We start from the raw sequence: 21865 nt of genomic DNA, 5'->3' as shown, positions 1-21865 counted from the left end.
CCCATCACCTGATGGGAATCACGAGCTCCCCCTGGTTCTTCCTCGCTGACCCTGGAGGGAACACCGAGGTGAGTGGGGGATTCCCATCACCTGATGGGAATCGTGGGACTGCTCAGACGAGGCCGGCGGCCTTCATGTCCTTGCGCAGCTCGGGCGGGAGGGCGAAGGTGAGGGTCTCGTCGGCGGTGCGGACGGCGGCGGCGTCGGGGTGGCCGTGCTCCGAGAGGTACGTCAGCACGTCCTGCACGAGGTCGTCGGGCACCGAGGCGCCGGACGTGACGCCCACGGTCTCGACGCCGTCGAGCCAGGCCTCGTCGAACTCGCTGATGTCGTCGATCCGGTACGACGCCTTGGCGCCGGCCTCGAGCGCGACCTCGACGAGGCGCACCGAGTTGGAGGAGTTCGACGAGCCGACGACGATGACCAGGTCGGCGTCCTTCGCGATCTCCTTGACCGCGACCTGACGGTTCTGGGTGGCGTAGCAGATGTCGTCGGACGGCGGGTCCTCCAGCTGCGGGAACTTCTCGCGCAGCCGGCGCACCGTCTCCATGGTCTCGTCGACGCTCAGGGTGGTCTGCGACAGCCACGACAGCTTGGTGCCCTCGGGGAACTCGAGGTCGTCGACGTCGGCCGGGCTCTGCACGAGCGTGATGTGCTCGGGAGCCTCGCCCGCGGTGCCCTCGACCTCCTCGTGGCCCTCGTGACCGATGAGCAGGATGCGGTAGTCGTCGGCGGCGAACCGACGCGCCTCGTGGTGCACCTTGGTGACCAGCGGACAGGTGGCGTCGATCGTCTTGAGGCTCCGCTCGGCCGCCTCGGCGTGCACCATCGGCGACACGCCGTGGGCGGAGAACACGACCGTGGCGCCCTCGGGCACCTCGTCGAGCTCCTCCACGAAGATCGCGCCACGGTCGGCCAGCGTGTTGACGACGTGCTTGTTGTGCACGATCTGCTTGCGCACGTACACGGGGGCGCCGTAGAGGTCGAGCGCCTTCTCGACCGTGATGACGGCGCGGTCGACGCCTGCGCAGTAGCCGCGCGGGTCGGCGAGGAGGACGCTCCCGCCGACGGGGGGCATGCCGAGGTGCACGTTGGTCGTCATGACCTCATCGTAACGACCGGGGGCAGACGTCGAGGACGTCCGCCGCCGCCTCCGGCCTCGGAGGTAGGTCTCGCACCTCATCGGCCGTCGACGAGGTGCGAGACCTACCTCCGGGCGAGCCGTTCGGTGCGTCACCTACCTCTGAGGGCTCGTTCGGTGCGTCACCTGCCTCCGACGGGCCGGGACGGGGAGGGCCGTGGGCGGCGCGGAGCGTCGGGGCCACCTCCTAGGGTGTGGGCCATGGCCCTGGACACGAGCGCGGACTCCCCCGCGCCGCTGCGCCAGGTCTCCACGCTCATCGGGCAGTGGGTCGGCCGGCTCGGGCCGGTGTGGGTCGAGGCCGAGGTCGCCCAGCTGACCCGTCGTCCCGGCATCTGCTTCCTCGTCCTGCGCGACCTGCGCGCCACTCTCTCGGTGCGCGCCACGTGCCACGCCTCGGTGCTCGACGCGTCCCCCGCCCCGGTCACCGAGGGCGCGCGGGTGGTCGTGCACGCCAAGCCGGAGTTCTACGAGCCCAACGGGTCGCTGACCCTGCAGATCCGCGAGATCCGGCCCGCCGGCGAGGGAGAGCTGCTCGCCCAGCTCGAGCGCCGCAAGCAGCTGCTGGCCGCCGAGGGCCTGTTCGACGCCCGGCTCAAGAAGCCGCTGCCGTTCCTGCCCGGCACCGTCGGCCTGGTCACCGGCCGCGCCTCGGCGGCCGAGCGCGACGTGCTCGAGAACGCCCGGCTGCGCTGGCCCGGGGTGCGGTTCGAGGTCCGGCACGCCCTCATGCAGGGCAGCGGCTCGGCCCGCGCCGTGGCCGCCGCCGTCGAGGAGCTCGCGTCGCAGGTCGACGTCATCGTGGTCGCGCGCGGCGGCGGGTCGCTCGAGGACCTCCTGCCGTTCTCCGACGAGGCCCTGGTGCGCACCGTCCACGCCTGCCGCGTGCCGGTGGTCAGCGCCATCGGCCACGAGCAGGACACACCGCTGCTCGACCTCGTGGCCGACGTCCGCGCGTCCACACCCACCGACGCCGCCAAGCGGGTGGTCCCCGACGCCGCCGAGGAGAACGACCGGCTCGCCGGTGCCCGCACCCGCCTGCGCCGGGCCGTCTCGGGCTTCGTCGCGCACGAGGCGCACGCGCTGGCCCAGCTGCGCTCCCGGCCGGTGCTCGCCGCGCCACTCACGCTCGTCGACGCCCAGGAGGACGCCCTGGCGCACCTGCGCGAACGCACCCACCGGGCGCTCGGGCACCGGCTCGACCGCGAGCACGACGCCGTCGGCCACCACCTCGCGCGAGTGCGGGCCCTGTCGCCACTGGCCACGCTCGAGCGCGGCTACGCCGTGGCCCAGACCGCCGACGGGCACGTGCTCACGTCGGTCCACGACGTCCCCGACGCCTTCGTCGTGCGCCTGCCCGACGGCAGCGCCCACGTCACCACCGACCGCACCGAGGAGACCCGCCATGACGACTGACCCCGCCCCCGAGACGGAGCCCGACGGGCAGGAGCTCTCCTACGAGCAGGCCCGCGACGAGCTGGTCAGCGTCGTCCAGCGGCTCGAGAACGGTGGCGTCGGCCTGGAGGAGTCGCTCGCCCTGTGGGAGCGCGGCGAGCACCTGGCCGCCGTCTGCCAGCGGTGGCTCGACGGCGCCCGAGCGCGGCTCGACCGTGCCGCCGGCCACGACGGCGACGAGGACGACGAGGCCTGACCGGGATCGACCGCCCGGCTCAGGCGAGGGACGCGAGGTACTGCTCGAGCGTCGCGCGGTCCACGTCGCTCGTCACGACGGCGGTGGTGCGCTGCTCGGGACCCTCCACCTCGCGCGAGTAGGTGCTCTCGCCGTCCGGTGAGGTCCAGCGGGTCCAGGTCTCGCCACCGACCTGCACGTCGTCCACCCGCTCGCTGCCCTCGGCGTACTCGTCGACGGCGGCGTCCTCGCCCTCGGGTGCCTGCGTGAGCCCGATGAAGTCGGTGTCGGACGTCAACGTCCCCAGGCTCCACACGCCGTCGCGCACCCGCGACGACGTGACCTTCCAGCCCTCCGGCAGCGACGTGGGCGCCAGCAGGTCGGCCCCGGTCTCGCGCTCGGCGCCCGGCAGCACGGCGGAGTAGTCGACCGCGGGCACGTCAGGCGTCTCGGGCGTGCTGCCGAACAGGAACTGCGTCGCGGCCCAGACCAGCAGCAGGGCTGCGCCGAGGACCCCGACGGAGCGGAGGATGTCCCCCAGCTTGGGATTGCCTCGACTGGAACCGGCCATGCGTCCTCCGCTGCTCTGTCGTGCCGCACCTGCGGCTGGTTCGTCGGTGTTCCGCCGCGAGTGCGGCTAGGCTCCGGTCATGGTCGTGCACAGGCTCTCCGACGCCGCCGCGCTCGTCGGCGTCAGCGATGACACCCTACGACGCTGGCAGCAGCAGGGCCGGTTCAACCCGGTCGACGCCGACGGCCGGGCCGGCATCGAGGGGGTCGACCTCGCGAGGCTCGCCGCCGACCACGCGGCGACCCCCGACCACGGACCCGAGCACACGAGCGCGCGCAACCGGCTGCGCGGCATCGTCACGCGGGTCACGGCCGACACCGTGATGGCCCAGGTCGAGCTCGTCTGCGGGCCCTACCGCGTGGTCTCCCTCGTCAGTCGCGAGTCCGTCGACGCCCTCGGCCTCGAGCCCGGCGCCATCGCCTGGGCCACCGTCAAGTCCACCAACGTCTCGCTGGAGGTCACCCCGTGAAGCGTCTCGCCCTGCTCGTCCTGACCCTCCCCCTGGTCCTGTCCGGCTGCGGCAACAGCGACGCCGTAGACCCCCGGGCCGACGTCGACAGCACGCTCACCGTGTTCGCGGCGGCCTCGTTGAAGGGTTCGTTCACCGAGCTCGCCGACCGCTTCGAGGAGCAGAACGAGGGCGTGACCGTGGAGCTGAGCTTCGCCGGGTCGTCCGACCTCGCCGCGCAGATCGCCGAGGGCGCCCCGGCCGACGTGTTCGCCTCGGCCGACGAGAAGAACATGACGACGCTCGTCGACGAGGACCTCGTGGAGGGCGAGCCGCAGGACTTCGCCACCAACACGCTCGTCATCGTCACCCCACCGGACGACCCGGGCGACGTCACGTCGCTGGCCGACCTTGGCAACCCCGACCTCGACGTGGTGGTCTGCGCGCCCCAGGTGCCGTGCGGTGCCGCCTCCGAGAAGCTCGCGAAGAAGGACGGCGTCACGCTGGCTCCCGACAGCGAGGAGCAGTCGGTGACCGACGTGCTGGCCAAGGTCGCGGCCGGCGAGGCCGACGCAGGCCTCGTGTACGTGACGGACGCCGAGGCCGCGGGCGACGACGTCGAGACCGTCGAGGTCCCCGGCGCCGAGGACGTGGTCAACACCTACCCGATCGCAGCGCTCGCGGACGCCCGCCAGCCCGGGCTCGCACAGGACTGGGTCGAGTGGGTCACGAGCGACGAGGGTCAGAAGGTGCTGGACGACGCCGGCTTCGGCCCGCCGTGACCACGCCGACTCCCGCGCAGGCCCCCGCTGGGCGGCGCGGGGCAGGGGGGCGGGGGGCGGGCTGGCCCCGCGGGGACCGCTCCCCCACCTCCGGCGACCTGCCCGGCTGGATCTGGGTGCCCGCTGCGGCCGGCGCCGCCCTGGTGGTACTGCCGCTCGTGGCCCTGCTGGCCCGCGTCGAGTGGACCGACCTGCCGTCGCTGCTGACGTCGGAGTCGGCGCGGTCGGCCCTCTGGCTGAGCCTGCGGACGGCGGCGGTGTCCACGGTGCTGTGCATCGTGCTGGGCGTGCCCATGGCCTTCGTGCTGGCGCGCGCCCGGTTCCCCGGCCAGGCGCTCCTGCGCGCGCTCGTCCTGCTCCCGCTGGTGCTGCCACCGGTCGTGGGAGGCATCGCGCTGCTGGCCACGTTCGGTCGGCGGGGGCTGCTGGGCGAGTCGCTGGACGTGCTGGGCGTCCAGGTGGCGTTCTCCACGACCGCGGTGGTGCTGGCGCAGACGTTCGTCGCTCTGCCGTTCCTGGTGATCAGCCTGGAGGGCAGCCTTCGCACGGCGGGCCGGCGCTACGAGGTGGTGGCCGCGACGCTCGGGGCCCGCCCCACCACGGTCCTGCGCCGGGTCAGCATCCCCCTCGTGCTCCCGGGTCTGCTCTCCGGCGCCGTGCTGGCGTTCGCCCGCGCGCTGGGCGAGTTCGGCGCCACGATCACCTTCGCCGGCAGCCTGCAGGGGGTCACGCGCACGCTGCCGCTCGAGATCTACCTGCAGCGCGAGACCGATCCCGACGCCGCCGTCGCGCTGTCGCTGCTGCTCGTCGTCGCGGCGGTCGCCGTGATCGCGCTGGTCCGCGGACGGGGGTCATCCCTGTGAGCGTGCAGCTGGTCGTCGACGCCCCCGACCGCGGCGTCATGCTCGAGCTCGACGTCGCGCCGGGCACCACCCTGGGCCTCGTGGGGCCCAACGGTGCCGGGAAGTCGACCGTGCTCGCCACGCTCGCCGGCACGCTGCGTCCGCAGCACGGTCGCGTGGTCGTCGACGGCGAGGTCCTGCTCGACACGGCCTCCGGCACGTGGTGCGCCCCGCACGAGCGCGGCGTCGGCCTGCTCGCGCAGGAACCGCTGCTGTTCCCGCACCTCGGCGTCCTCGACAACGTGGCCTTCGGCCCACGCAGCGCGGGCGCCTCGAGGGCCGCGGCACGGGAGACCGCCCGCGACCATCTCGACGAGCTGGGCTGCGCGGACCTGGCGGACCGTCGGCCCGGCACCCTGTCGGGCGGTCAGGCGGCTCGGGTCGCCCTGGCCAGGGCGCTGGCCCCCGACCCACGTCTGCTGCTGCTCGACGAGCCGATGGCCGCCCTCGACGCGGGCACCGTCCCCCTGCTGCGCTCGGCGCTCGCGCAGGTGCTGCGCCGACGTCGGCAGGACGGCGGGACGGCCGTCCTGGTCACCCACGACGTGCTCGACGCCCTGCTGCTGACGGACCGGCTCGCGGTCGTCGAGGACGGCCGCCTGGTCGACGTCGGCCCCACCGCGCGCGTCCTGGAGCAGCCACGGAGCAGGTTCGCCGCCGACCTCGCCGGACTCAACCTGGTGCGCGGCACCGCGACCGGCCCGGGCCTGCACGGTGACGACGGACTGGTGGTGCACGCCGCCACGGCCGCGCTCCCCGACGGCAGCCCGGCCGTGGCCGTCCTGGACCCGGCGGCGGTCGCGGTGCACCTCGACGCCCCCGTCGGGAGCCCGCGCAACGTGTGGCCCGCCACCGTCACGTCGGTCGAGCCGCGCGGCCGGCGCGCGCTCGTGCGGACCGACGTCGTGAGCGCCGACGTGACCGTCGACGCCGTCGCCGAGCTGCGGCTGGAGCCCGGCCGACGCGTCCACCTGGTGGTCAAGGCGAGCGAGGTCCAGGTGCACGGGCTCTGAGCGACGCCCGTCGCCGGTAGGGTGCACTCGTGGACAGCCTGCAGCCCGCCGCCCAAGCCCCGGACCGCAACCTCGCCCTGGACCTCGTCCGAGTCACGGAGGCCGGCGCCATGGCCGCCGGCCGCTGGGTCGGACGCGGGGACAAGAACGGCGCCGACGGCGTGGCCGTCAACGCGATGCGGAGCCTCATCAACACCGTCGCGATGGACGGCGTCGTCGTCATCGGCGAGGGCGAGAAGGACGAGGCCCCGATGCTGTTCAACGGCGAGCACGTCGGCGACGGCACGGGCCCGGAGTGCGACGTGGCGGTCGACCCGATCGACGGCACGACGCTCTGCGCCAAGGGCATGCCCAACGCCATCGCGGTCATGGCCGTCGCGCCCCGCGGCTCCATGTACGACCCGTCGGCCGTCTTCTACATGGAGAAGCTCGTGGCCGGCCCCGAGGCCGCCGATGCCGTCGACATCCGGCTCCCCGTGGCCGAGAACATCGCCCGCGTGGCCAGGGCCAAGGGCATCAGCAACAGCGACGTCACGGTCTGCGTGCTCGACCGACCCCGCCACGCCGACCTCACGCAGCAGATCCGTGACGCGGGCGCGCGCATCAAGTTCATCAGCGACGGCGACGTCGCCGGGGCCATCGTGGCGGTGCAGCCCGACTCCGGGGTGGACCTGCTCGTCGGCACCGGCGGCACGCCCGAGGGCATCATCACCGCCTGCGCCATCAAGGCGATCGGCGGCGTGATCCAGGGCCGCCTCGCCCCCACCGACGACGACGAGCGTCAGCGTGCGATCGACGCCGGCCACGACCTCGACCGCGTGCTGCTCACCGACGACCTCGTGGTCGCCGACGACTGCTTCTTCGTGGCCACCGGCATCACCGACGGCGAGCTGCTGTCCGGGGTGCGCTACTCGGCCGGCAAGGCGTTCACCGAGTCGATCGTCATGCGCTCGCGCAGCGGCACGATCCGCAAGATCACCAGCGAGCACCAGCTCACGAAGCTCAAGGCGTACTCGTCGATCGACTACGAGCACTGAGCCTGCCCTGAACCGCCGCATGGCCGACGATCGGGGGATCCATGGAGACGTCTGACGAGGGACGCGCCCGTCACGTGCGCAGCGTCGACGACGTGCTGGCCCTCATGGACACCCTCTTCGACTCGACCGCCGACCGGTGGTCCGACGGGGCGGGCCGGTCCTGGTGGGACGACTTCTACACCGACCGGTCGCGCCCGGTGCCGTTCTTCGTCGACAAGCCCGACGAGAACCTCGTCGCGTGGCTCGACGCCGGGCTGGTGCCTCCGGGACGCGCGCTCGACCTGGGCTGCGGCGCAGGGCGCAATGCCCGTCACCTGGCGTCGCGCGGGTTCCAGGTCGACGGCATCGACCTGTCGCAGACCGCCGTCGCGTGGGCCCGCGAGCACGCACCCGCTCAGGAGCCAGCCCAGGAGCCGGCACCGCGCTTCCACGTCGGCGACGCACTCGGCGAGGCCGGCGCGACCCTGACGGGACCGTACGACCTGGTGTACGACTCGGGCTGCCTGCACCACCTGCCGCCGCACCGACGCATCGCCTACCTGCGCCTGATCGACCGCGTCCTCGCCCCGGGCGGCGTCCTCGGCATCGTCTGCTTCGCCGACGGGCAGATGGGCACGAGCGTCCCGGACGCCGAGCTGTACCTGCGCGGCGGGCTGGAGGGCGGGCTGGCGTTCACGCCGGAGTCGCTGCGCTGGATCTTCCAGGACCTCGAGCCCGTCGGGTCCCGGCCGATGCTGGCCCAGGACCCGGAGGCGACGCTCTTCGGCGAGGAGTTCCTCCTCACCGCGCTCTTCCGCCGCCCGTGAGGTGCCGTCAGCGCGGTCGGGGCAGGCCCGCGGCGGCGAAGATCCGCGCGTAGATCTCCCGCACCACCGTCTGCTTGCGTGCGTTGTACTGCATCACGTGCTCTCCCGCCTCGGCCGCGGCTGCCGCCGCCGCTCGCTTGGCCTCCGCGTACAGCTCTCGATCGTCGGGGTGGTTGCGCAGCCAGTCGCGGAACATCAGCATCCGCTCTGCCTCGGCCGAGTCGCGCTCGAGGACGTGCAGGTTGGTGCGCGGCCGGCCGTGGCGCAGCAGCCGGTGCCCGTGCCACCAGGGCTCGCGCACCGTCAGGACGAAGCCCTGCTGCTCCAGCGCCGGGACGTAGGCGTCCTCGTCAGCGGGATCGGGCACCACCAGGAGAAGGTCGATGATCGGCTTGGCCGGGAGCCCGGGCACCGACGTGGACCCCACGTGCTCGAGGCTCACGACGTTCGGCCCGAGCGCGGCGCGCACGGTCGCGACGAGGCCGGCCGCCTGCTCCGGCCAGGTCGGGTCCGGGTCGACGACCGCCACCTCGCGGCCCGGTCCCGCACCACCGACCCAGGGGCTCGATCCCGGCGGCGGCTCGGCGTCGTCGAACCGGACGATCTCCTCGGAGGTGGCCATCGTCCGACCCTAGACCGCCGGACGGACGACCGGGCGACCGTCCGTTCCACGGGCCCGGCTGGTCCCGAAACCGTACGATCGGGTCCATGGCCGGTTCTGGAGAACAGTTCGCGCACCTGCCCTCGGGCATCGACCTCTGCTTCGAGACGTTCGGTGACCCGAGTGATCCACCCGTCCTGCTCGTCATGGGGCTGGGCGGGCCGATGGGCTGGTGGGACAGCGAGTTCTGCGAGCGTCTGGTGGCCCGTGGCTACTTCGTCGTCCGCTACGACAACCGCGACACCGGCCGCTCCACCAAGCTGCGCCAGCACCGGGTCAGCCGGATCGACATCCTCAAGGCGGTGGCAGGCCTGGCGAAGGCGCCGTACTCCATCGGCGACCTGGCCGCCGACGCCTTCGGCCTGCTCGACCACCTCGGCATCGACGCCGCGCACGTCGTGGGCGTGTCGATGGGCGGGATGATCGTGCAGACCATGGCCGTGGCCGAGCCCGACCGCGTGCTGTCGCTGACGTCGATCATGTCGACCACCGGCAAGCGCACCGTCGGGTACCAGAACCCCAAGATCCTGCCGGCCCTGCTGAGCAAGGCCGGGCACACCCGCGACGAGTACGTGGCCCGCTCGCTGCGCGGCACGTCGATGATCTCGTCCCCGGACTTCCCGACCGACGAGGAGTTCGCCCGCAACCGCGCCTACGAGACGTACGACCGCGGCTGGTCGGCCGGCGGCGTCACGCGCCAGCTCATGGCGATCCTCACGCAGCCGGACCGCACCACGGACCTCGAGGCGCTCGACGTGCCCTCCACCGTGATCCACGGCCTGAAGGACCCGCTCGTGCACCGCTCGGGCGGCCGCGCGACGGCCGCCGCGCTCAGGGGCTCGGAGCACCTCGAGATCGCCGGCATGGCCCACGACCTGCCCAGCCAGCTCTACGACACGATCATCGACGCGGTCGTGCGCACCACCGAGCGCGCCTCCGCGCGGCACTAGTCGTCCCAGGGTCGGGGATCAGGACTCGGCCCACACCCCGAGCCGATTGCCCGCGGGATCGGTGAAGTGGAACCGCCGCCCACCGGGGAAGGTGAAGATGTCGTCGACCACCGAGCCGCCGGCGTCGAGGACCGCCCGGCGCGTGGCCTCGAGGTCGGCCGACCACAGCTGCACGAGCGGGCCGCTCGTCCCCGGCGTCCCGGCCGGGTCGAGGCCGCCGACCTCACCCTCGCCGTCGAGCGCCTGGATTCCGACGTAGGCGGGGTCGTCTGCCGGGCCGTAGTCGGTGAAGGACCAGCCGAAGGCCGCGCCGTAGAAGGCCTTCGCGGCCTGCAGGTCCGGTGCCGGGAGCTCGACGTAGTCGATGCCGTGGTGGGTGTGCGTCATGGCGCGACGCTAGCCCCGACCACCGACACCCCCGCCCACGACGACCGTCCTAGGCTGGCCGAGTGGACGACGAGGTGGTGGTGCGGACGCGTGCCGACGGCGCCACGGAGCTGCGCGTCAACGGCGTCTTCGTGATGGACGACGTCGAGACCTCCTCCGAGCGGGTGCTCGCGGAGCACGCGCTCGCCGCCGGAGCCCGCGAGGTGCTCGTCGGAGGCCTCGGACTCGGGTTCACCGCCCGTGCGCTGCTCGAGGCCGACGGTGGTCGACGCGTCGAGCGGCTGGTGGTGGCGGAGCTGCACGATGCCGTGCTCCGGGCGGTGCGCGAAGGAGCCGGCGCCGGTCCCGAGGTCCTCGACGACCCGCGCAGCACCGTGGTCGTCGGCGACGTGCTCGACGTCGTCGCGACCCAGCCCGCGGCGTCGCTCGACGCCGTGCTCCTCGACGTCGACAACGGACCGGACTTCCTCGTGCACGACGCCAACGCGGCCGTCTACGACTCCACCGGGGTGCGCGCGTGCGCCCGTGCGCTGAGGCCGGGCGGGACGCTGGCCGTGTGGTCGATGGCCGACTCCGAGACCCTGCGCGAGCGGCTCGGCGAGGTGCTGGACGACGTCCGCGCCCTCGCCGTGCCCGTCGACCTGCAGGGCCGCGCCGAGCACTACTGGGTCCTCACCGGCCACGCCCGCTGACCCGGAACGCTATGGTCGCCCCGTGGCAGCCGCAGACTTCCTCTACTCCGACCTGCTCCCGACCGGGCCCGACGAGACTCCCTACCGTCTCGTCACCACCGAGGGCGTCTCGACGTCCGAGGTCACCCTGCCGGACGGCAGCACCCGCACCTTCCTGCACGTGGAGCCCGAGGCGATCCGCCGGCTCACCGCGGAGGCGATGCACGACATCAGCCACTACCTGCGGCCCGCGCACCTCGCCCAGCTGCGGCGCATCATCGACGACCCGGAGGCCTCCGGCAACGACCGGTTCGTGGCGCTCGACCTGCTGAAGAACGTCAACATCTCCGCCGGCGGCGTGCTGCCCATGTGCCAGGACACCGGCACCGCGATCGTCATGGGCAAGAAGTCCGAGGGCGTCCTCACCGGCGCCGACGACGCCGAGGCCATCAGCCGGGGCGTGCACGACGCCTACACGACGCTCAACCTGCGGTACAGCCAGCTCGCTCCCCTCACCACGTACGAGGAGAAGAACACCGGCACCAACCTGCCGGCGCAGATCGAGCTGTACTCCACGCCCGGCACCAAGCCCACCCCCGAGTACTCGTTCCTGTTCATGGCCAAGGGCGGCGGGTCGGCCAACAAGTCGTTCCTGTACCAGGAGACGAAGGCGATCCTGAACCCCACGCGGCTGCTGGAGTTCCTCGACGAGAAGATCAAGAGCCTCGGCACCGCCGCCTGCCCGCCGTACCACCTGGCGGTCGTCATCGGCGGCACGTCGGCGGAGTTCGCGCTCAAGACCGCCAAGTACGCCTCGGCGCACTACCTCGACGAGCTGCCCACCGAGGGCTCGATGAGCGCGCACGGCTTCCGCGACGTCGAGCTGGAGCAGCAGGTCTTCGAGCTGACGCAGTCGTTCGGCATCGGCGCCCAGTTCGGCGGCAAGTACTTCTGCCACGACGTCCGCGTCGTGCGCCTGCCCCGCCACGGCGCCTCCTGCCCCGTGGCCATCGCCGTCTCCTGCTCGGCCGACCGCCAGGCCCGCGCCAAGATCACCCCCGAGGGCGTCTTCCTCGAGCAGCTCGAGACCGACCCGGCGCAGTACATGCCCGACGCCGGCGTGGCCGAGGACATCAGCGGCGGCGAGGTCGTGCAAGTCGACCTCACGCGACCGATGGACGAGATCCGCGCCCAGCTGTCGCAGTACCCCGTCAAGACGCGGCTGTCGCTCACCGGTCCGCTCGTCGTGGCCCGCGACATCGCGCACGCCAAGATCGCCGAGCTGCTCGACGCCGGGAAGCCGATGCCGCAGTACATGAAGGACCACCCCGTCTACTACGCCGGACCGGCCAAGACGCCCGAGGGCATGGCGTCCGGGTCGTTCGGACCGACGACGGCCGGCCGCATGGACTCCTACGTGCGCCGCTTCCAGGAGGCCGGTGGCTCCCTGGTCATGCTCGCCAAGGGCAACCGCAGCAAGCAGGTCACCGAGGCGTGCGACGCGTTCGGCGGCTTCTACCTGGGCTCCATCGGTGGCCCGGCCGCCCGTCTGGCCCAGGACTGCATCCGCAGCCAGGAGGTGCTGGAGTACCCCGAGCTGGGCATGGAGGCGGTCTGGAAGATCGAGGTCGAGGACTTCCCGGCGTTCATCGTGGTCGACGACAAGGGCAACGACTTCTTCACCGACCCGTCCGGTGCCGTCACCGTGCCGGTCAGCGGGTTGCGCGTCCGCTCCGCCGAGTAGCCGTCCGACGGGCCCGCGCTAGCGTGGTCGCATGACCGAGACCGACACGACCTGGCGCATCGAGCACGACACCATGGGCGAGGTGAAGGTGCCCGCCGACGCCCTCTGGCGTGCGCAGACCCAGCGCGCCGTCGAGAACTTCCCGATCTCCGGCACCCCGATCGAGCCGGCCCAGATCAAGGCCCTGGCCCAGATCAAGGGTGCCTGCGCGAAGGCCAACGCCGAGCTGGGCATCCTCGACGCCGACGTCGCCGAGGCGATCGTCGCCGCCGCGGCCGAGGTCGCCACCGGCGCCCACGACACCCAGTTCCCCATCGACGTGTTCCAGACCGGGTCGGGCACGTCGAGCAACATGAACACCAACGAGGTCATCGCCACCCTCGCCACGCGCTCGCTCGGCAAGGACGTGCACCCGAACGACCACGTCAACGCGTCGCAGTCGAGCAACGACGTGTTCCCGACGTCGATCCACGTGGCGGCCACGGCCTCCACGGTCAACGAGCTGCTGCCCGACCTCGACCACCTCGCACAGGCCCTGGAGCGCAAGGCCGACGAGTTCGCCGAGGTCGTGAAGTCCGGCCGCACGCACCTGATGGACGCCACCCCCGTGACCCTCGGCCAGGAGTTCGCCGGGTACGCGGCCCAGGTGCGCAAGGGCATCGCCCGCATCGAGCGCGCCCTGCCGTCGGCCGCCGAGGTCCCACTGGGCGGCACCGCCGTCGGCACGGGCATCAACACCCCGGGCGGGTTCCCGCAGCGGGTCATCGAGCTGCTCGCGGCCGACACGGGCCTGCCGATCACCGAGGCCACCGACCACTTCGAGGCCCAGGGCGCCCGCGACGGGATCGTCGAGCTGTCCGGGGCGTTGCGCACCGTCGCCGTCAGCCTCACCAAGATCTGCAACGACCTGCGCTGGATGGGCTCCGGACCCCGCACGGGTCTCGGCGAGATCAACCTGCCGGACCTGCAGCCCGGGTCGAGCATCATGCCCGGCAAGGTCAACCCGGTGCTGCCCGAGGCCACGCTCATGGTGTGCGCGCAGGTCATCGGCAACGACGCGACGATCACGTACGCGGGCGCGTCGGGGTCGTTCGAGCTGAACGTTCAGCTGCCGGTCATCGGCCGCAACGTCCTGGAGTCGATCCGGCTGCTGGGCAACACCTCGCGCGTCCTTGCCGACCGCTGCGTCGACAGCATCACGGCCAACGTCGAGCGGTGCCTCGAGCTCGCCGAGTCGAGCCCCTCGGTGGTCACGCCCCTCAACCGCCACATCGGCTACGAGAACGCTGCGGCCGTGGCCAAGAAGGCGGTCAAGGAGCGCAAGACGATCCGCGAGGTCGTGCTGGAGGAGGGCTACGTCGAGCGTGGCGACCTCTCCGAGGCCGACCTCGACGCCGCCCTCGACGTCATGAGCATGACCCACCCCTGACGGCGGTCATCTCGGGTCGTCCAGTGAGCCCTCGTCTTCTCGGCGTCGAGCGACGGCAGGTCAGTCGCGTCGGGCCAGCTGGTAGCCGTCGGCGTCCCAGACGGTGACCCAGGAGCCGCCGAAGGTCTCCTCGGCGTAGGTGCGGGCGTCCGGCGGCGAGCCGACGCCGGCCAGCTGGTCGAGCAGCACGTACTGCGGGTCGCCGGCGGGCATCGGGCCGTTCCCGACCGTGCCCAGCCAGTACACGTCGCGGTCGGTCGCGAGGTGGGTGATGAGACCGATGTCGGTCACCACCGAGGCGCCGTCGGGCACCAGGTCGACGACCTGCTGGGCCACCTCGGCCCGAGGCGGGACCTCGTAGGTCTGCGGCTCGGTGAGCGCCCACAGGGCCGTCGACGGCAGCATCACCGCCGTGAACGCGAGGGCCGGCAGGGCGAGCCAACGCGTGACGGGGATCCGACGCATGGTGTCGATCGCCGCGACGACGACGATGGTCATGAGCAGCAGCGAGTAGTGCCAGTCGGTGCCCCAGTAGAACGGGTTGTCGCCGACGAAGCGCCACGCGAACGTGGGCAGCACCAGCAGCACCCACGGCGACCCGAGCGCCGCGAAGCCGGTGACCGCGAGCGTGAGCACCACGGTCCAGGCCTTCCTGCCCGGCTCGTCGAGCAGCGTGGCGAGCACGCCACGGTCGCCGCCGACGCTGGACGCGTAGTCGTACACGCCGCCGGGGTTCACCGACGGCAGCACCACGAGCACCACGAGGGCCGCACCCACCACGCCGACGGCCGCGAGGAGCGTGCCTCGGCGGCGCTCCCCCGCCAGCATCAGCACGAGGCCGATCATGAGGACGGTGGCCCCCATGTCCTCCTTGACGAGCAGGAGCGGCAGCGACCACCCGACCACGGCCCGCCACCGACGGTCCACGTAGGCGGCTCCCGCGAGCGCCAGGAGCGGAGCCCCGAACGCGACCTCGTGGAAGTCCGACCTGACCGCCGCGGACACGCCGAAGGACAGCCCGTAGGCCACGGTGAGGGCCCCTGCCGCCCACGGCCCGACGTGGCGCGACGCCAGCCTGCCGACCACCAGCACCGAGACGCCGAGCAGCAGCGCCTGCCCCACGAGCAGCGTCTGCGCCGACGGGAACACGGCGTAGAAGGGCGCCAACAGCGCGGTGATCGGCGAGAAGTGGTCGCCCAGGACGTTGAAGCCCGGCCCCTTGATGTCGACGATCGGCCAGCCCAGGCCGGCGTAGCCCCGCACCGCCTGCTCGAAGATCGCGTTGTCCCACGACGTCGGCTCGAACCGGCGGAACCGCAGCAGGGAGAGGGCAGCGTAGGCCGCGGTGCACCCGAGGGCCCACAGGACGGGCAGCACCCAGCCGCCCGGCGACAGGCCACGCACCGAGGCACCCCCACCCCCCGGCGCCGCCGAGGCCTCCGGTCCGTCGAGCGCCGGCTCCCGACGGTTGACGTCGTGGTCGGTCACGACGTACGGAGCCGGGCGCCGGTCTCGACGTCGAACAGCAGCACGCGCTCGCGCGGCACCACGAACCGCACGTCCTGGCCGGCGGAACGGCGGTCGGTCGAGGGCAGCTCGGCCACGAAGAAGTTCTGGAACAGGTCGAAGTCGAGCCGGTCCTCGATCTCCTCGAGCATCACCTCGACCTCCTCGTCGAGGTCGTAGCCCACGTACACGAGCTGGGTGCCGCCGCGCCACTCCGCGTCGTCGACGCGACCGGCCACCGTCACCTGTAGACCCGCCTCGGCCTGCGCGGCGATGGCGCCGGCCGTGAGGGGCTCGCCCGCCGACGCCGCAGCGGGGGCGGGATCGGTCGAGGGCTCCTGGCAGTGCTCGGGTCGGATGCCGACGATGACGGTGGCGCGCTCGCCGATCGCGGCCCGCAGGGCGTCGTCGAGCGGCACGGAGGCCACGGGCGTCTCCACGTGCGTGTCGCCGACCGTGGCCGGCAGCAGGTTCATGGGCGGCTGCCCGAGGAACGCGGCCACGAAGAGGTCGTCGGGATCGGCGTAGACCTCGTCGGGCGTGCCGGTCTGGTGGACGGTGCCGCGGTGCATGACGGCCACGCGGTCGGCCATGGTGAGGGCCTCGTCGGCGCGCGAGGTGGTGAACAGCGACGTGCGCCGCTCGTCGCGCTGCCACTGGGTGGTCACCGACCGCACGTGCGTGCGCACGCGGTCGGCCTGGGCGCTGAACGGGTCGTCGAACAGGTAGCCGAGGGCGTCGCGCACGAGCGCCCGGCCGATCGCCACCCGCTGGCGCTGGGCCGGCTCCAGGTCGGCCGGCTTCGCGTCGAGCATGGAGTCCAGCGCCAGGAAGGCCGCCACCTCGTCGATCCGCTCGGCCAGCTCGACCTTGTCGTGACCGCGGCGCAGACGGGTCGCGAAGGCCAGGTTGTCGTGCACGTCGAGGTGGGGGTGCAGCACGTAGTCCTGCAGCACCAGGGCGAGGTCGCGGGCCCGGGGGCCGACCGCGTTGACGACGATGTCGTCGAGGAGCACGTCGCCCTCCGTGTGCTCCTCCAGGCCCACCAGGACCCGCAGGACGGCCGACTTGCCGGCACCCGCCGGTCCGCACAGCACCGTCGTGCTGCCCTCGGGGACGACGAGGTCGAGCCCGTCGAGCACGGTCGTCCCGTCGGGGGCGTCCAGGTGGACGCCTCGCAGCTCCATGGAGGTCATCGGTGGTCCCTTCCGATCAGGCGACGGACGCGACGGGGTGCGATCGCGATGAGGGCGAGCACGGGCAGCAGCCACAGCAGCCCGATGGCGGCAGCCTGGGACGGCTCGACCGAGCCGAGCAGCAGTGTCGCCGGCAACGTGCGGGAGTCGTCGGTGGGCCCGAGCGCCGCGCCCAGGACGGCGTCCTGCGCAGCGACCACCCACACGAGGGCCGCGACGACGAGCAGGTCGGGCGCCAGCACGGGCACCACGAAGGCACGCAGCTCCTGGCGCCGGGTGGCGCCGTCGCTGCGGATCGAGTCGCGCAGCGACCACGGCGCATCGCGCAGCACGGGGATGCTCAGCCAGACCGCCAGCGGCAGCGCCACGAGCAGCAGGACGGGCGCCACGCTCCAGCGCGAGCCGAGCACACCCAGGTCGGCCGCCGTCACGGACCACGGTCCGGCGAGGGCGACCAGCGGCGCAAGCAGCACGGCCACGAAGGAGACCACCACGACCCGACCTCCCCGCACCCGACGTCGGGTGAGGGCGTAGGCGGCCGGGACGGCGAGCAGCATGGCCACCGCGGTGGCGACGGTGGCGGCGGCGACGCTGGTGAGCGCGGCGTCACGCAGGACCCCGGCCCCCAGCACGTCGCCGAACACCGACCACCGGGGGTCGGCCGGCAGGAGCGAGTCGGCCGTCGTGTCGGCGGGGGTGAGCGCGACGGCGAACGTCCACCACAGCGGCGCAAGGGTGGCCACGACGAACAGCTCGAAGCCGAGGACCGCCCAGAGCGAGAGTCGCCGTCCGGTGTCGGCCACGAGCACGCCGACGGCGCCGGTGATCATCAGCACCACGGCGGTCGCGAGCCACAGCCAGCGGTCCGCCCCGGAGATGAGCAGGATCCCGACGTTGGCGATGACGAAGCCGGACACGAAGGCGGTGCCGGCGGCCCAGAGGCGCGAGCGGACGGTGGGTCTCATGCGTTCCTCCCGGGCCGGAGGACGGCGACGAGAGCGCCGGCCACGAGAGCGGCCAGCAGCAGGAGCAGGACGGCGACGGCCGACGCGAGCCCGACCTCGAACGCCCCGAACGTGGTGTCCCACAGCAGCACGGGCACGGTGCGCAGCCCGTCCCGCGGGTCGGCCAGCAGCGGGCCCTCGAGTGCGCGCAGGGCGTCGAGGGAGCGGTAGAGCACGGCGACGGCCACGGCAGGACCGGCCGCGGGCCAGGTGACCCGACGCAGCCGCTGCCACCACGTCGCCCCGTCGGCGATCGCGGAGTCGAGCAGCACGCGGTCGACGCGCGAGAGGCCGACCAGCAGGATGAGCGCCGTGATGCCGGTCCCCCGCCACACCTCCGAGCCCACGACGGCCAGCGCCGACGCCGCGGTGGCGCCGCCGTCGTAGCCGAACCAGGCCGGTCCGACACCGGTGGTCAGCGCGTCACGCCAGATCGTCGCCGAGAGCACCGGCAGCACCGCGAACGGGACGAGCAGGAGGACGGCCACGACCGCAGCCGGGACGGCGAGCCGTCGGACGGCGGCGGCGACGATCGAGCCGAGCAGCAGCTGCAGCAGGACCGCGGACGCCACGAGCAGCAGGGTGACCGAGACGGCGACCCACCACTGGCGATCGCCGAGGAGTCCGGTCAGGTTGTCGAGCCCCACGAACGTGTCGTCCTGGACCGTCAGGGAGGAGCGCCGCAACGACGACCAGACCGCGAGTCCCAGCGGCCACAGCGTCAGGCCCAGCAGCACCACGAGCGACGGCGCGAGCATCGGCCAGCCCGAGCGTCGACGGCCGGGCGGCACGGCGCCCTGACGTCGACGACGGCGACGGCGACTGGGCGGCGCTCCGATCGGCTCGAGGTCGTGGCCCTCGGGCTCCTCCGCGTCGTCCTGCACCACGTCACCGACCGCATCGTCGGCGGCGGTGTCGGGGTCGGTGTCGACGGGGTCGGTGTCGACGGGCTGCTCGGCGTCGGGCACGTCGGGGCCGGGACGGTCGGTGCTCACGGCAGACCTCCCGCTACGGCGGACCGCACGGCCTTCTGCGAGAGGTCCGGGGTGGAGGACCCGACCGCCGACAACGGGGTCCAGGTCTTCTCGAGCGCCGCCCTGACCCGCATCCAGTACGGCGTCCGGGGCAGCGCCAGCGCCGTCTCGAGGGCGGGTCGGGTGACGTCGGCCAGCGGGTAGCCGGCCACCACGTCCTGCGCGTCGTAGGTCGTGGCGCGCGCCGCGCTGTGCCCTGAGCCGGTCATGAGGGCCGCGAGCGAGTCGGCCGACGTCAGGCAGGAGACCGCCTCGTACGAGAGCGACGTGCTCGGCGCGTAGAGCGGCACGGCGAGCGCCGCCCCCGTGGCGGGGGCCGCGGGGGTGTCGGCCACCTGCGGGTACGGCGCCCACTGCAGGTCGCCCGCCACGGTGGCGACGTCGGGGTCGGAGACGAACGAGCTGGGCGCCACGACGAACCCGCCGCGTCGGGCCAGGCCCGCACCGGCCTCGGCGGTCGGGTCTCCGCCGAGGCGGGCCTCCGCGAGGTACTCGACGATGCCGGCGGCCTCCTCGCCCGCGGCGGAGTCGAGTCCGACGTCGGGCGAGCGGCCCTCACCCTCTAGCAGCGTGCCGCCGGCGCCGACGACGAGGGCGTTGACCCACGCGGCGAGACCGTCGCCGTCGGGGTCGTCCACGAGCACCTGACGGCCGCTCAGCTCCGCGCCCGCCAGCAGGTCGTCCCACGTGATCGGCTTGGTCGTGTCGAGCCCGGCCCGCTCGGCGGCGTTGCCCCGCCACCACAGCAGCCACGGGTCGAACGTCCATGGTGCGGCCACCAGCAGGCCGTCGACCGTGGTGGCCTCGAGCGCGGCGGGCACCACGTCCTGGGCGAAGGGCTGCTTGAGGTCCTCGGGCACCGGGGCGAGCACCTGCGCGGCGGCCAGCTCGGCACTCCAGGCCATGTCCATGCTGAACAGGTCGATCGAGTCGTCACGGGCCAGCAGCCGCCGCACCAGCTCGGCGTGCCGGTCCTCGACGTCGTCGGGAAGTCGCTCGACCTCGATGCGGTACCGCCCGCCCGAGGCGTCGGAGCACGACTCCGCGAGGGACTCGACGTCGGCGCGCTCGGGCCCGACGTACCAGCTCAGCGTCGTCGGCCCGGGCTCCTCCGCGGGACCGGCGCAGGCGGCGACGAGCAGCATCACGGCAGCGACGAACGCCGCGGACACTCCCCTCCTCGTCACGGGGTCACTCTGCCACAGCAGGGGGCGTGCCGGACGGTGTTCGCCGCGCGGCACGCCCCTCGCGACCGGGCCGTCGGACGACCCGGTCGGCGTCGCTCAGACGCCCACGTCCTCCAGCATCTCGGTGACGAGCGCCGCGACCGGCGACCGCTCCGAACGAGTGAGCGTGATGTGCGCGAACAGGGGGTGCCCCTTGAGCTTCTCGACGACGGCCACCACGCCGTCGTGCCGGCCGACCCGCAGGTTGTCGCGCTGGGCGACGTCGTGGGTGAGCACCACCTTGGAGTTGGCGCCGATGCGCGAGAGCACCGTGAGCAGCACGTTGCGCTCGAGCGACTGCGCCTCGTCGACGATCACGAACGCGTCGTGCAGCGAGCGTCCGCGGATGTGGGTCAGGGGCAGCACCTCGAGCATGCCGCGATCGACGATCTCGTCGACGACGTGCGGCGACGCCACCGCGCCCAGGGTGTCGAAGACCGCCTGCGCCCAGGGGCCCATCTTCTCGTCGGAGCTGCCGGGCAGGTAGCCGAGCTCCTGGCCGCCGACGGCGTAGAGCGGACGGAAGACGACGACCTTCTTGTGCTGGCGACGCTCCATCGTGGCCTCGAGGCCGGCGCAGATCGCGAGGGCGGACTTGCCGGTGCCGGCGCGGCCACCGAGCGAGACGATGCCGATGTCGGGGTCGAGGAGCAGGTCGAGCGCGATCCGCTGCTCGGCCGAGCGGCCGTGCAGGCCGAAGGCGTCGCGGTCGCCCCGGACCAGCTGCACGCGCTTGTCCGCCGTCACCCGGCCGAGTCCGCTGCCCTTGTCCGAGAGCAGGACCAGGCCGGTGTGGCAGGGCAGGTCCCGGACGGTCTCGTCGTCGAGGAGCGCCACGTCGAGGCTGCCGTCCTCGTAGAGCGTGTCGAGGTCGACGGCGTCGACCTCGACCTCGCACATGCCGGTCCACCCGGACTCCAGGGCCAGCTCGGCGCGGTACTCCTCGGCCGCCAGCCCCACGGCCGACGCCTTGACGCGCATCGGCAGGTCCTTGGACACGAGGGTGACGTCGCGCCCCTCGTCGGCCAGGTTCTTCGCCACGGCGAGGATGCGGGTGTCGTTGTCGCCGAGCCGGAAGCCGGCGGGCAGCGCCTCGGGGTTGGTGTGGTTGAGCTCCACCCGGATGCTGCCGCCCTCGTCGCCGATGGGCAGGGGGACGTCGAGCATGCCGTGCTTGACGCGCAGGTCGTCGAGGAAGCGCAGGGCCGTCCGGGCGAAGTAGCCGAGCTCGGGGTGGTGCCGCTTGCCCTCGAGCTCGGTGATCACCACGACGGGGATGACGACCTCGTGCTCGTGGAAGCGGGTGACCGCACCGGGGTCGGCCAGCAGGACGCTGGTGTCGAGGACGTAGGTGCGGACGTCGGCGTCGACCTCGGCCGACTCGTTCGCGGCGGACACGCTCTTCTTGACAGTCATGTCTGACTCCCTGCGAAGAACCCGCGCGCCCCTGCGCCGGCCCTTCCCTACTCGGTGGGGGTGGGGCGGCTGGGCTCCGGGGCGAGCATCAACACCCTCGCAACGTACGTCCGCCCCCGCCCCCGGGCGTGGCGACACGCGGGTGTGCGTGTAACGCCCAGATGAACTCTGCGAGGCCCTCGCGCTGCAGCGCTGCGCTGCGTCGGCCGGGGGCTCGTGTGGTGCTGTGCTGCTCCGGCTGGGCCTCGACCTGCTGCTGCGCTGCTCCGGGTGGGTCGTGCCTTGCGGCTGCGTCGCTGTGGCTGCGAGTG

At 73.0% G+C, this 21865-nt stretch carries 22 protein-coding genes; 12 read left to right on the top strand and 10 right to left on the bottom strand.

Annotated elements, in window-relative coordinates; genetic code table 11:
- Nucleotides 1-112: 112 nt before the first annotated feature.
- A complete protein-coding gene (locus ASF38_RS10055; RefSeq protein WP_055964747.1) occupies nt 113-1102 on the bottom strand; it encodes a 4-hydroxy-3-methylbut-2-enyl diphosphate reductase in 990 nt (329 codons plus the stop codon).
- Nucleotides 1103-1342: 240 nt separating this feature from the next.
- On the opposite strand from ASF38_RS10055, the gene xseA reads away from it, so the two are divergent.
- Both xseA and ASF38_RS10045 read left to right on the top strand, forming a co-directional pair.
- Nucleotides 1343-2557 carry an exodeoxyribonuclease VII large subunit gene (gene xseA, locus ASF38_RS10050; protein WP_056575642.1) on the top strand — a complete coding sequence of 405 codons (1215 nt, stop codon included), beginning with the start codon at nt 1343-1345 and terminating at the stop codon, nt 2555-2557.
- Nucleotides 2547-2792, top strand: coding sequence for an exodeoxyribonuclease VII small subunit (locus ASF38_RS10045; RefSeq protein ID WP_056553229.1), 246 nt, complete (start codon nt 2547-2549; stop codon nt 2790-2792). The genes xseA and ASF38_RS10045 overlap by 11 nt, the downstream gene beginning before the upstream one ends.
- Nucleotides 2793-2811: 19 nt before the next feature.
- Here ASF38_RS10045 and ASF38_RS10040 read toward each other — a convergent pair whose 3' ends face one another.
- Complete coding sequence (locus tag ASF38_RS10040) at nt 2812-3342, bottom strand: DUF4245 domain-containing protein (RefSeq protein WP_056553232.1); 531 nt, start codon at nt 3340-3342, stop codon at nt 2812-2814.
- Between the two features lie 79 nt (nt 3343-3421).
- Between ASF38_RS10040 and ASF38_RS10035 the strand changes: the two genes are divergently transcribed.
- From ASF38_RS10035 to ASF38_RS10010, 6 genes are all read left to right on the top strand, one after another.
- Nucleotides 3422-3811: a molybdopterin-binding protein gene (locus ASF38_RS10035; protein ID WP_055964735.1), complete on the top strand. Its 390-nt coding sequence runs from the start codon at nt 3422-3424 to the stop codon at nt 3809-3811.
- Nucleotides 3808-4572: a molybdate ABC transporter substrate-binding protein gene (gene modA, locus ASF38_RS10030; RefSeq protein ID WP_055964732.1), complete on the top strand. Its 765-nt coding sequence runs from the start codon at nt 3808-3810 to the stop codon at nt 4570-4572. The genes ASF38_RS10035 and modA overlap by 4 nt, the downstream gene beginning before the upstream one ends.
- A gap of 98 nt (nt 4573-4670) precedes the next feature.
- Nucleotides 4671-5435, top strand: a complete 765-nt coding sequence (locus ASF38_RS10025; protein ID WP_056553530.1) for an ABC transporter permease — start codon at nt 4671-4673, stop codon at nt 5433-5435.
- Complete coding sequence (locus ASF38_RS10020) at nt 5432-6487, top strand: sulfate/molybdate ABC transporter ATP-binding protein (RefSeq protein ID WP_235497640.1); 1056 nt, start codon at nt 5432-5434, stop codon at nt 6485-6487. Before ASF38_RS10025 ends, ASF38_RS10020 begins: the two co-directional genes overlap by 4 nt.
- A gap of 29 nt (nt 6488-6516) precedes the next feature.
- Entirely contained in the window at nt 6517-7524 is a 1008-nt protein-coding gene (gene glpX / locus ASF38_RS10015; RefSeq protein WP_055964729.1) for a class II fructose-bisphosphatase, read from the top strand.
- Between the two features lie 41 nt (nt 7525-7565).
- The gene (locus ASF38_RS10010) at nt 7566-8330 is read left to right on the top strand and encodes a methyltransferase domain-containing protein (protein WP_056575640.1); all 765 of its coding nucleotides are present in this window, start codon (nt 7566-7568) and stop codon (nt 8328-8330) included.
- Between the two features lie 7 nt (nt 8331-8337).
- Here ASF38_RS10010 and ASF38_RS10005 read toward each other — a convergent pair whose 3' ends face one another.
- The gene (locus ASF38_RS10005; RefSeq protein WP_056553237.1) at nt 8338-8952 is read right to left on the bottom strand and encodes a GrpB family protein; all 615 of its coding nucleotides are present in this window, start codon (nt 8950-8952) and stop codon (nt 8338-8340) included.
- An 86-nt stretch (nt 8953-9038) separates the two neighbouring features.
- Here ASF38_RS10005 and ASF38_RS10000 point away from each other — a divergent pair, with 86 nt between their 5' ends.
- On the top strand, nt 9039-9941 hold the full coding sequence (locus ASF38_RS10000) for an alpha/beta fold hydrolase (RefSeq protein ID WP_056575637.1): 903 nt from the start codon (nt 9039-9041) through the stop codon (nt 9939-9941).
- Nucleotides 9942-9959: 18 nt separating this feature from the next.
- Here ASF38_RS10000 and ASF38_RS09995 read toward each other — a convergent pair whose 3' ends face one another.
- The gene (locus ASF38_RS09995; RefSeq protein WP_056575634.1) at nt 9960-10328 is read right to left on the bottom strand and encodes a VOC family protein; all 369 of its coding nucleotides are present in this window, start codon (nt 10326-10328) and stop codon (nt 9960-9962) included.
- A 62-nt stretch (nt 10329-10390) separates the two neighbouring features.
- Between ASF38_RS09995 and ASF38_RS09990 the strand changes: the two genes are divergently transcribed.
- Genes ASF38_RS09990 through ASF38_RS09980 form a run of 3 tightly spaced genes read left to right on the top strand, consistent with a single transcriptional unit; the run spans nt 10391 to nt 14172 of the window.
- Nucleotides 10391-11020 carry a hypothetical protein gene (locus tag ASF38_RS09990; protein WP_056575632.1) on the top strand — a complete coding sequence of 210 codons (630 nt, stop codon included), beginning with the start codon at nt 10391-10393 and terminating at the stop codon, nt 11018-11020.
- Nucleotides 11021-11042: 22 nt separating this feature from the next.
- Nucleotides 11043-12743, top strand: coding sequence for a fumarate hydratase (locus ASF38_RS09985; protein ID WP_056575629.1), 1701 nt, complete (start codon nt 11043-11045; stop codon nt 12741-12743).
- 31 nt (nt 12744-12774) lie between these two features.
- Nucleotides 12775-14172, top strand: coding sequence for an aspartate ammonia-lyase (locus tag ASF38_RS09980; protein ID WP_056575627.1), 1398 nt, complete (start codon nt 12775-12777; stop codon nt 14170-14172).
- A 60-nt stretch (nt 14173-14232) separates the two neighbouring features.
- Here ASF38_RS09980 and ASF38_RS09975 read toward each other — a convergent pair whose 3' ends face one another.
- From ASF38_RS09975 to ASF38_RS09950, 6 genes are all read right to left on the bottom strand, one after another.
- Nucleotides 14233-15660 (bottom strand): DUF2079 domain-containing protein, encoded by a 1428-nt coding sequence (locus tag ASF38_RS09975; protein WP_056575624.1) that lies wholly within the window; start codon nt 15658-15660, stop codon nt 14233-14235.
- Nucleotides 15657-16874, bottom strand: a complete 1218-nt coding sequence (locus ASF38_RS09970; RefSeq protein WP_082480679.1) for an ABC transporter ATP-binding protein — start codon at nt 16872-16874, stop codon at nt 15657-15659. Before ASF38_RS09970 ends, ASF38_RS09975 begins: the two co-directional genes overlap by 4 nt.
- Nucleotides 16871-17839, bottom strand: a complete 969-nt coding sequence (locus tag ASF38_RS09965; RefSeq protein ID WP_056575619.1) for a hypothetical protein — start codon at nt 17837-17839, stop codon at nt 16871-16873. Before ASF38_RS09965 ends, ASF38_RS09970 begins: the two co-directional genes overlap by 4 nt.
- A complete protein-coding gene (locus tag ASF38_RS09960; protein ID WP_056575616.1) occupies nt 17836-18873 on the bottom strand; it encodes a carbohydrate ABC transporter permease in 1038 nt (345 codons plus the stop codon). The genes ASF38_RS09965 and ASF38_RS09960 overlap by 4 nt, the downstream gene beginning before the upstream one ends.
- Nucleotides 18870-20099 carry an extracellular solute-binding protein gene (locus ASF38_RS09955; protein WP_156366895.1) on the bottom strand — a complete coding sequence of 410 codons (1230 nt, stop codon included), beginning with the start codon at nt 20097-20099 and terminating at the stop codon, nt 18870-18872. The genes ASF38_RS09960 and ASF38_RS09955 overlap by 4 nt, the downstream gene beginning before the upstream one ends.
- A gap of 96 nt (nt 20100-20195) precedes the next feature.
- Nucleotides 20196-21554, bottom strand: coding sequence for a PhoH family protein (locus ASF38_RS09950; protein WP_056575611.1), 1359 nt, complete (start codon nt 21552-21554; stop codon nt 20196-20198).
- Nucleotides 21555-21865: the final 311 nt, after the last annotated feature.

The organism is Aeromicrobium sp. Leaf272 (assembly GCF_001422865.1).
In the GTDB taxonomy this organism is placed as follows: domain Bacteria; phylum Actinomycetota; class Actinomycetes; order Propionibacteriales; family Nocardioidaceae; genus Aeromicrobium.
Note: the sequence above shows the minus strand (reverse complement) of the source record. Positions and strands in the feature narration are given on the sequence as shown.